Genomic DNA, 9,700 nt, shown 5'->3' with positions numbered 1-9,700 from the left:
TTGGAGGTACTCAGGCGGCCTGATTATCAAATCACGGAGAAAGAATTGCTGGCGGCCTGGGTATTATTCGCCAATCAGTTGCTCAAATATGGCTATGCTATGGCTGATTTATGAGGGGATCCTTCAGTGTCTAGCATCAAACAAGCGAATGGGATGAAGTCCGATGTGGTGCAGTTAGGACAAACGTTAGTCATACCCCAGAGTTAAATAGGAAAGCATGATGGGCATTCAGATCCTGCCACCGCAATTAGCCAACCAAATTGCGGCGGGGGAAGTGGTTGAGAGACCCGCTTCCGTAGTCAAAGAATTGGTCGAGAATAGCCTCGACGCAGGAGCGAGCCGAGTCGATATTGAAATCGATAAAGGCGGCAGCAAGCTGATTAAAATTCGCGATAACGGCTCTGGCATACCCAAAGATGAACTCGCATTGGCCTTATCGCGCCATGCGACTTCAAAGTTGCACACCTTAGACGATCTTGAAGCTATCCTCAGTTTTGGTTTCCGTGGTGAAGCGTTAGCAAGTATCAGCTCAGTCTCACGCTTAACGTTGACGTCGCGAACTGCAGATCAAACCGAAGCATGGCAAGTCCATGCCGAAGGTGCCGACATGGCGGTTAAAGTCATGCCCGCCGCGCATCCTGTTGGTTCGACGATTGAAGTGGTGGATTTATTCTTTAATACGCCGGCTCGCAGACGCTTTTTAAAGAGCGATAAAACCGAATTTACCCATATTGATGAATGGTTAAAGCGCATTGCATTAGTGCGCGGCGATATCCATTTTACACTGACCCATAACGGCAAGACGGTACGCAATTATCGTCCCGCCATGAATGAAGCCCAGTATTTACAACGTTTGACGCAAGTAAGTGGTCGCCCATTTGCCGAGCAAGCGCTTAAGATTGAATGTCAACACGATGATTTGCGCCTCAGTGGCTATTTGCAGTCACCTTGGTCACCGGTTATCAGCGATACCCATTACTTTTATGTCAATGGACGGCTTATCCGTGATCGCTTGGTCAATCATGCTGTGCGTCAAGCCTTTGCCCAAAAAGCAGAACTGGAGCAACCCGGCTATGTGTTGATGCTGGATATCGATCCCCATCAAGTGGATGTAAACGTGCATCCTGCTAAACATGAGGTACGATTCCATCAGAGTCGCTATGTGCATGATTATATTCTGCAGGCACTGCAATCGGCGCTCGAAGAAGCTGGGGAACTCAACGTCGTTCACTCTAGTTCCTTGGATGAAGTTGAAGATGTGTTTGTGGATGCTCCAACAAGCGCAGTTGGAATAGCTGCCCCTTTTGCACTTGGTGCTGATACATTTGAGTCTGCTCAAGATGCAGTTGCCCCTGCCGTTCAAGTAAAATCTGCCAGCGCAGGACGAGAAGGCGCCAGTTTTAGCACTCAAACCAATGCCTTTGGCAGCATGGCCACGCCAAGGGACAATAGTCGCGGCAGTTATTCTGCAAGTGAATCTCGGCAACGTACTGAATTACCGTCAAAAGCGGCAATTGCAAGTTATGGTGCTTTACTGCAAACACCTTCTTACAGTGTAAAAGATCAAGATTATCAGCCATCTCTGCCTATGCCTGCGATTTTAGATGGCCAATATTGGGTAATGGTTACGGAAGATAAGCTCAGTCTATTACCAATAAAATCAGTAGCATTGGCGACGCGATGCCAAGAGATTGAAGCTAAGCTAGCGACGGGGTTAATTGGTCAGCCTTTATTGATGCCAGTGTCTGTCGCGGCTGATGCGGATTGGCAGGCTGTGCTCACTGAACACGACACGCTGATCCGCCAATTAGGTTTAGAACTAACAATTCGTTACCAGCAGTTGATTATTAAAAAAGTGCCCCCATATATCAGAGAGAGCCAGTTAGCCAAAGTGATCCCTGAATGGCTACAATCACTACGTTTTGAAACACCTGCGCCGAGCGCATTGGCGTTTTGGTTGGCAAAACACAGTTTAACGGGATTCGTTTCGGCACCAGAAATCTGGGCAGCATTTTCGCAGTTAGCTGAAGAGAAAAAACAGCTTATTGCCAACAAAGCGATATTCTTACCTTGGCAATCGTGGCTAGAAGAGCAAGCAAGTGAATAAAGAATTACAGCCTAAAGTGTTATTTTTGATGGGGCCAACGGCCTCAGGTAAGACAGCTTTAGCATTAGAATTGGCCGAAAAGCATAACTGTGAAATCATTTCGGTCGATTCGGCATTAATTTATCGTGGTATGGATATTGGCAGTGCCAAGCCTTCAGCAGACGAACTGGCTCGTGGGCCGCACAGATTAATTGATATTCGTGATCCCAGTGAAAGCTATTCGGCAGCCGACTTTAGAGCCGATGCAATAGCCCAGATAGAAGAGATTGTCAGCATGGGGAAAACGCCAGTATTAGTTGGCGGAACCATGATGTATTTCAAAGCGTTACTCGAAGGTTTGTCACCTTTACCGAGTGCGGACGAGGCCATTAGGGCCGAGATCCAAGCGGAGGCGGATGAAAAGGGATGGGAAGCACTGCATGACCAATTAAGGGAGATAGATCCCGTGTCGGCAGAAAGAATTCATCCTAATGATCCACAAAGACTTTCAAGAGCGCTGGAAGTCTATAGAATAAGCGGCAAGAGCATGACTGAGTTGACTCAGACCAAGTCAGCCCCCTTGCCCTATGACGTAGTGCAGTTTGCTATTGCACCGCGCGAGCGCAAAGTGTTACATGACTTAATTGCGCAACGTTTTGCGATTATGCTCAAGCAGGGCTTTCTTGAGGAAGTCACAGAGCTGAAAGCCCGTGGAGACCTGCATTTAGACTTGCCTTCAATGCGTTGTGTGGGTTATCGACAGTGCTGGCAATATCTCGATGGTGAGTTTGACTATGATACTATGGTCGAAAAAGCGGTTGCTGCTACTAGGCAATTGGCTAAGCGTCAATTAACATGGTTACGCAGTTGGCCAGAGTTGAATTGGCTCGAAAGTGGTGCTGAGGGGAATTTAGTTACACTTATGCGTCAATGCCGCTAGCTTATTAGCCCTTGCTGTATAATACTAAAACTAAACAAAAAACTATCACTGATATCGATTTATTTTATATAAATTAAAAAGGAAATAATAAAATGGCTAAGGGGCAATCTTTACAAGACCCATTTTTGAACGCATTGCGTCGCGAGCGCGTTCCTGTATCAATTTACTTGGTTAACGGCATTAAACTCCAAGGACAGGTAGAGTCGTTTGATCAATTTGTCATTCTGTTGAAAAACACAGTGAGCCAAATGGTTTATAAACACGCTATTTCTACTGTCGTGCCAGCACGCCCATTCAACGTTACTGGTCACCAAAATGCCCAAGGCGGATATGGTGCTCAAGATGATGCGCCTAGTGGCGAATAAGTATTATCTGAGGAGTTTGCTTCTTGTTTGATCGTTATGAGGCGGGAGAAACTGCGGTTCTTGTCCATATTGACTTTTCCGATGAGGAACGCCGAGAAGATTTAGTCGAGCTGCAGCTATTAGTAGAATCAGCTGGGGCAAGATCAGTCGGGGTGATTACTGGAAGTCGACGTTCACCGGATCGCAAATTTTTTGTGGGTTCTGGTAAAGCCGAAGAGTTAGCCGCATTAGTGGCGGCGACTGAAGCCAATGTGGTGATTTTTAATCATGCATTGAGTCCAGCCCAAGAGCGTAATCTTGAGCAAGTGTGTCAGTGTCGTGTGCTCGACCGTACGACACTTATTCTCGATATTTTTGCCCAAAGAGCGCGAACTCACGAAGGTAAGTTACAGGTGGAGCTAGCGCAATTGCGCCATATGTCGACTCGCCTGATCCGTGGTTGGACGCATCTTGAAAGGCAAAAAGGTGGTATTGGTTTACGTGGTCCAGGGGAAACCCAGCTCGAAACCGATAGACGTTTGCTCAGAGGACGAATTAAAAATATCAACAAACGCTTAGAGCGAGTTGATAAGCAACGTGAACAGAGTCGACGTGCACGTAAGCGTAGTGATTTGTCGACAGTTTCATTAGTCGGCTACACAAACGCCGGTAAATCAACGCTGTTTAATGCTCTAACATCATCTGATGTTTATGCTGCAGATCAGCTATTTGCCACACTCGATCCTACGCTAAGAAAGTTAGATTTACCTGATGGTGCCGTGATATTAGCGGATACAGTAGGGTTTATTCGTCATTTGCCCCATGATCTCGTTGCTGCATTTAAGGCAACCTTACAAGAGACAAGGCAAGCTGAGTTATTACTACACATAGTTGATTGTGCAGATGAAAACATGGCGGATAATTTTGATCAGGTTCAATCTGTACTGAAAGACATCCAAGCCGATGAAGTCATGCAACTCGTGGTCTGTAACAAAATCGATTTACTCGAGGATGTAACCCCAAGAATTGAATATAACGACATAGGCAAACCCGTTCGAGTTTGGGTTTCAGCACAGAAGCGTTTAGGATTTGATTTGCTATTGAAAGCCATCACTGAGCTTATTGGTGAGGTGATTAAAGAACTAACACTTAGAATTCCGGCAACTGCTGGACATTATCTTGGCCAGTTTTATCGACTGGATGCGATACAGCAGAAAGAGTACGACGATCTGGGGAACTGTATTTTGTCTGTTCGTTTATCGGACGCCGATTGGCGCCGATTAGCTAAACAGAGTCAGGGTGAGTTAGAAACCTTCATCTACGAAGATTCGATAGATGAGGCTGTTTGTTAATAATCTAATTTATTTCATCCACTTATGGAGTGCTAAATGGCTTGGAACGAGCCCGGTAACAAGGGTAATGATCCTTGGGGAAATAAAGGTGGTAACGACAAAGGACCACCGGACCTTGACGAGGTTTTTCGTAATCTTTCAAAGCGCTTTGGCGGCAAAGGAAATGGCTCAGGCCAATCTTTTAGTTCGTTTAGCCTAATCATCATTCTTGCTGTTGCTTTGGTTGTTTGGGGACTCTCGGGTTTTTATACAATTAAAGAAGCGGAGCGTGGTGTGGCACTGCGATTTGGTCAACATAATGGCGAAATAGGACCAGGTCTTCATTGGAAAGCGACTTTCATTGACCAAATTTATCCCGTTGACATTCAATCGGTTCGCTCTATTCCTGCGTCTGGTAGCATGCTGACATCCGATGAAAACGTCGTGAAAGTTGAGCTTGATGTGCAGTATCGTATTTTAGATGCTTACTCATATCTGTTCAGTGCCGTTGATGCGAACGCCAGTTTGCGTGAAGCGACCGACAGCGCATTGCGTTATGTCATCGGACATAACAAGATGGATGATATTCTGACTACTGGCCGTGATGCTATCCGTCGCGATACGTGGAAAGAGTTAGAGCGCATTCTTGAGCCCTATAAATTGGGTCTGGCGATTGTCGATGTTAACTTCTTGCCGGCACGTCCGCCTGAAGAAGTGAAAGATGCCTTCGATGACGCGATTTCTGCCCAAGAAGATGAACAACGTTTTATTCGTGAAGCTGAAGCCTATGCCCGTGAAATTGAACCTAAAGCTCGTGGTGAAGTTGAACGTATGGCACAACAAGCGAATGCTTATAAAGAGCGTGAAGTCTTAGAGGCTCGCGGTAAAGTGGCTCGATTTGAGCTGTTATTACCTGAGTATCAAGCTGCGCCTGAAGTGACTCGCAAGCGTTTGTATCTCGATACAATGCAGCAAGTGATGACTGATACGAATAAAGTGCTGATTGATGCCAAAAACAACGGTAACTTAATGTACCTACCGCTAGATAAGTTAATTCAGCAGAAGCCTGCGACAATTGAGCTGGAAGCTAAGCCACAGCAAAATGTCAATTCTTCATCTGTATCAACGACTCGCGCGAATGAGCCTTTGAGTGGACGTCCATCCCGCGATGATCGTACTCGCCAAGGGAGGGAGTAATCCATGGGTAGATTAAGCGTTATTCTTATCGCCGTACTTTTAGGTATTGGTTTGTCATCTTTAATGGTGGTGAATGAAGGCGAGCGCGCAATTGTGGCGCGTTTCGGTGAAATTTTAAAAGACAATGTGGATGGCAAGCAAGTCACTCGCGTCTATGGTCCAGGTTTACACGTTAAAGTACCTGTGATCGATAAAGTAAAATTACTCGATGCCCGTATTCAAACACTCGATGGTGCTGCTGATCGTTTTGTAACTTCAGAGAAGAAAGACCTTATGGTCGATTCCTATGTGAAGTGGCGTATTTTGGATTTCGAAAAATATTACCTGTCTACAAATGGTGGTATTAAATCGAATGCTGAATCGCTTTTACAACGTAAGATAAACAACGATTTACGAACTGAGTTTGGTCGCCGCACAATCAAAGAGATTGTCTCTGGTAAGCGTGATGAGTTACAGAATGATGCATTGGAAAATGCTTCAGAAAGCGCTAAAGACTTAGGTATTGAAGTTGTCGATGTGCGTGTAAAGCAAATCAATTTACCCGCTAACGTCAGTAACAGTATTTACCAACGTATGCGTGCTGAGCGTCAAGCTGTGGCAAAAGAGCATAGAGCACAAGGTAAAGAGCAATCTGAAATTATCCGTGCAACGATCGATGCTAATGTAACAGTGAAGATTGCTGAAGCTGAGCGTAAAGCCTTAACCATTCGTGGTGAAGGTGATGCATTAGCGGCTAAGATATATTCTGATGCTTATAGCAAAGATGCTGAATTTTTTAGCTTTGTTCGTAGCTTAGATGCCTATCGTGCTAGTTTCTCAGGCAAGTCAGATATCATGGTATTAGAGCCTGATAGCGAGTTCTTCAAGTATATGAAGAGCACCTCACCTAAGAAGTAATACGTTAAAAGTGTTGATCTAATAGGCCCTGTTACCCAGGGCCTATTTTTTTATCTGGCGATTGTTAACTTAGATAGAAAAGTTAAGGCTAATTTATATTAGCGATGCATGCTTTATGCCGATGTCACAGACAAGATGTTCAAAAAACCTTCCAAATGGATTAAAACGGCTTAATAGTTGGGGCTTTTTTCGACTTTTTTCAAAAAACACGCAATCTCCCTAACTTACTTGCGTGTTTTCACTATGATCTGCTTCTAATTTTTAGCTATAATGAGCCCCGCTTCAAACTTCGATTTTTGACCCTAGTGATGACTAAGGGCCGAAAGTCTTTGAAATATAAAAATTCCAACACCCTCTGGGAGATAAGTGGATGAGCAATGCGCCAGTCGATACCGGACGTCGCAGATTCCTGACAGCCGCAACCGCCGTAGTAGGTGGTGCTGGTGCCGTCGCTGTAGCGGTTCCTTTCATCAAGTCATGGAATCCGAGTGCCAAAGCGAAAGCTGCAGGTGCACCGGTCGAAGTAAATATCAGTAAAGTAGAGCCAGGTCAGCTGATCCGTGTTGAGTGGCGTGGAAAACCTGTATGGGTTGTCCGTCGCACAGATGCTGTGATCAATGAACTGCCAACACATGATGATAAGTTAAGAGATCCTGCTTCTGCTGAAATGCAGCAGCCTGAATATGCAACAAATCCTTTGCGCTCAATTAAGCCAGAGTATTTTATTGCTGTCGGTATTTGTACCCACCTCGGATGTTCACCTACTTATTTACCAGATTCATTTGGTGAGCAAGTTGAAGGTGTCACTTCTGGTTTCTTCTGTCCATGTCATGGCTCTAAGTTCGATATGGCTGGCCGCGTCTTCCAAGGCGTACCTGCTCCATTGAACCTAGTTATTCCTCCACATCAATACGTTGATGATGGCACCGTGATTATCGGTGTAGATAAAGGAGTGGCGTAATGGTTAAGAATTTAATTAATTGGATTGATGCGCGTATCCCAATGACGGCGACTTATAATCGTCACGTGGGCCAATACGCTACGCCAACTAACTTTAACTTTTGGTACTTTTTCGGTTCGCTAGCGATGTTGGTATTGGTTAACCAATTACTGACAGGTATCTGGTTGACGATGAACTATGTACCAACAGCAGAAGGCGCATTTGCCTCTGTTGAATACATAATGCGTGATGTTGAATACGGTTGGTTGCTGCGTTATATGCACTCAACGGGTGCATCAGCCTTCTTCGTAGTGATCTATCTGCATATGTTCCGTGGTCTGATTTACGGTTCATATCAGAAGCCTAGAGAACTACTGTGGTTGTTCGGTATGCTGATTTTCCTCGTGTTGATGGCCGAAGCCTTTATGGGTTATTTGCTGCCATGGGGTCAAATGTCATATTGGGGCGCGCAGGTAATTATCTCTCTGTTCGGTGCAATTCCAGTTATTGGTGACGATTTAACCCTGTGGATCCGTGGCGATTACGTGATCTCTGGCGCAACGCTGAACCGTTTCTTTGCGCTGCACGTTATTGCTCTGCCGCTAGTATTAGTCGTACTCGTGTTTTTACACTTAATTGCGCTGCATGAAGTGGGTTCTAACAACCCTGACGGTATCGAAATCAAGAAGAACAAAGACGAAAATGGCTGGCCAGTTGACGGTATTCCATTCCACCCATATTACACTGTAAAAGACATCATGGGCGTCGCGGGCTTCCTGATAGTGTTCTGCTATGTGTTGTTCTTCATTCCTGAAGGCGGTGGTTACTTCCTTGAGAAGCCAAACTTTGAAGCGGCTAACTCGATGAAGACTCCTGAACACATTGCACCCGTTTGGTACTTTACTCCTTTTTACGCCATTTTACGTGCTGTGCCTGATAAATTGGGTGGCGTGATAATGATGGGTCTGTCAATTGCAGTGCTGTTCGTATTGCCTTGGTTAGATCGCTGTAAAGTGAAGTCAGTTCGCTACCGTAGTACGCTACATAAGCTGAATATTGCCCAATTTGCTATATCTTTCATTGTATTGGGTTATTTAGGGGTAGTGCCTGCCACACCGACGCTGACGATAGTTGCACAGGTGTTTACTTTCACTTACTTTGGTTTCTTTGTGGCGCTGTGGGTATACAGCAAGAATGAAAAAACTAAACCTGTTCCAGCGAGGTTGACACACTAATGAAAAAATTATTGATTGCATTAGTTGCCTTGTTGCCGACCTTGGCAATTGCCGCGAGCGGACACGTACATTTAGAAGATGCCAATGTTGATCTGCATGATAAAGCTTCTTTAGAACGTGGTGTGGACCTGTTCCAACATTACTGTTCTGGTTGCCATAGCACTCAGTATCAACGTTATGAACGTGTAGCAACCGATATCGGTATCTCTGCGGATGATATGCGTAACAAGTATATGTTCACTGATGCCAAAATTGGTGAGTTGATGCAAAACGCTATTCCACCTAAAGATGCTGCTAAATGGTTTGGCGCTACACCGCCAGACTTAACTTTAGTTGCTCGCGTGCGTGGTGAAGATTGGGTTTATTCCTATCTGAAAGGCTTCTATAAAGATCCAAGTCGCCCATTTGGTGTGAATAACACAGTATTCCCATCTGTTGGCATGCCACATGTACTCGAAGAGTTACAAGGCACACCAGTTAAACAAGAAGATGGCACTATTGTGGTGACTGGCGGTAAATTGAATGCGGAAGAATACGACCAAGCAGTACGTGATATCACTGGCTTCTTAGTTTATTCGGCTGAACCTGTTAAGCTAGAGCGTCAAGCTATGGGCTGGTGGGTACTCGGATTCCTATTTATATTCTTTATTGTGGCCTACCTCTTGAAGAAAGAGTATTGGAAAGATGTACACTAGGCACCAATAACGGGTAAAATGTAATATCCGCATAG

At 45.1% G+C, this 9,700-nt stretch carries 9 protein-coding genes and 1 pseudogene; all 10 read left to right on the top strand.

Translation table 11 applies throughout. The features are described 5' to 3' along the window. Positions 1-126: 126 nt before the first annotated feature. A pseudogene (locus K5Q99_RS09585) lies at positions 127-207 on the top strand (LysM peptidoglycan-binding domain-containing protein); the annotation flags it as partial. Between the two features lie 13 nt (positions 208-220). Continuing rightward, positions 221-2,107 carry a DNA mismatch repair endonuclease MutL gene (mutL, locus tag K5Q99_RS09580; protein ID WP_373317042.1) on the top strand — a complete coding sequence of 629 codons (1,887 nt, stop codon included), beginning with the start codon at positions 221-223 and terminating at the stop codon, positions 2,105-2,107. Continuing rightward, positions 2,100-3,026: a tRNA (adenosine(37)-N6)-dimethylallyltransferase MiaA gene (gene miaA, locus K5Q99_RS09575; RefSeq protein WP_220776728.1), complete on the top strand. Its 927-nt coding sequence runs from the start codon at positions 2,100-2,102 to the stop codon at positions 3,024-3,026. Before mutL ends, miaA begins: the two co-directional genes overlap by 8 nt. Positions 3,027-3,118: 92 nt before the next feature. Then, positions 3,119-3,391: an RNA chaperone Hfq gene (gene hfq / locus K5Q99_RS09570; protein ID WP_006084207.1), complete on the top strand. Its 273-nt coding sequence runs from the start codon at positions 3,119-3,121 to the stop codon at positions 3,389-3,391. A gap of 23 nt (positions 3,392-3,414) precedes the next feature. Then, a complete protein-coding gene (gene hflX / locus K5Q99_RS09565) occupies positions 3,415-4,722 on the top strand; it encodes a ribosome rescue GTPase HflX (RefSeq protein WP_220776727.1) in 1,308 nt (435 codons plus the stop codon). A gap of 36 nt (positions 4,723-4,758) precedes the next feature. Then, positions 4,759-5,898, top strand: coding sequence for an FtsH protease activity modulator HflK (gene hflK / locus K5Q99_RS09560; protein WP_106651683.1), 1,140 nt, complete (start codon positions 4,759-4,761; stop codon positions 5,896-5,898). Positions 5,899-5,901: 3 nt separating this feature from the next. After that, positions 5,902-6,795, top strand: coding sequence for a protease modulator HflC (hflC, locus tag K5Q99_RS09555; RefSeq protein ID WP_106651682.1), 894 nt, complete (start codon positions 5,902-5,904; stop codon positions 6,793-6,795). A gap of 370 nt (positions 6,796-7,165) precedes the next feature. After that, positions 7,166-7,756 (top strand): ubiquinol-cytochrome c reductase iron-sulfur subunit, encoded by a 591-nt coding sequence (gene petA / locus K5Q99_RS09550; RefSeq protein WP_106651681.1) that lies wholly within the window; start codon positions 7,166-7,168, stop codon positions 7,754-7,756. Continuing rightward, positions 7,756-8,970 (top strand): cytochrome b, encoded by a 1,215-nt coding sequence (locus tag K5Q99_RS09545; RefSeq protein WP_105250274.1) that lies wholly within the window; start codon positions 7,756-7,758, stop codon positions 8,968-8,970. The genes petA and K5Q99_RS09545 overlap by 1 nt, the downstream gene beginning before the upstream one ends. After that, positions 8,970-9,665 carry a cytochrome c1 gene (locus tag K5Q99_RS09540; RefSeq protein WP_131523976.1) on the top strand — a complete coding sequence of 232 codons (696 nt, stop codon included), beginning with the start codon at positions 8,970-8,972 and terminating at the stop codon, positions 9,663-9,665. The genes K5Q99_RS09545 and K5Q99_RS09540 overlap by 1 nt, the downstream gene beginning before the upstream one ends. Positions 9,666-9,700 lie beyond the last annotated feature (35 nt).

Source organism: Shewanella hafniensis, assembly GCF_019655335.1.
GTDB classification, from domain to species: Bacteria; Pseudomonadota; Gammaproteobacteria; order Enterobacterales; family Shewanellaceae; genus Shewanella; species Shewanella hafniensis.
The sequence above is the reverse complement of the archived record's forward strand: the minus strand, read 5'-3'. Positions and strand labels throughout refer to the sequence as shown.

Excerpts from the sequence above, each read along its gene's own strand:
- mutL (WP_373317042.1), top strand. The coding sequence starts at position 221 with ATGGGCATTCAGATCCTGCCACCGCAATTAGCCAACCAAATTGCGGCG.
- hfq (WP_006084207.1), top strand. The coding sequence starts at position 3,119 with ATGGCTAAGGGGCAATCTTTACAAGACCCATTTTTGAACGCATTGCGT.
- hflK (WP_106651683.1), top strand. The coding sequence starts at position 4,759 with ATGGCTTGGAACGAGCCCGGTAACAAGGGTAATGATCCTTGGGGAAAT.
- hflC (WP_106651682.1), top strand. The coding sequence starts at position 5,902 with ATGGGTAGATTAAGCGTTATTCTTATCGCCGTACTTTTAGGTATTGGT.
- petA (WP_106651681.1), top strand. The coding sequence starts at position 7,166 with ATGAGCAATGCGCCAGTCGATACCGGACGTCGCAGATTCCTGACAGCC.
- K5Q99_RS09545 (WP_105250274.1), top strand. The coding sequence starts at position 7,756 with ATGGTTAAGAATTTAATTAATTGGATTGATGCGCGTATCCCAATGACG.
- K5Q99_RS09540 (WP_131523976.1), top strand. The coding sequence starts at position 8,970 with ATGAAAAAATTATTGATTGCATTAGTTGCCTTGTTGCCGACCTTGGCA.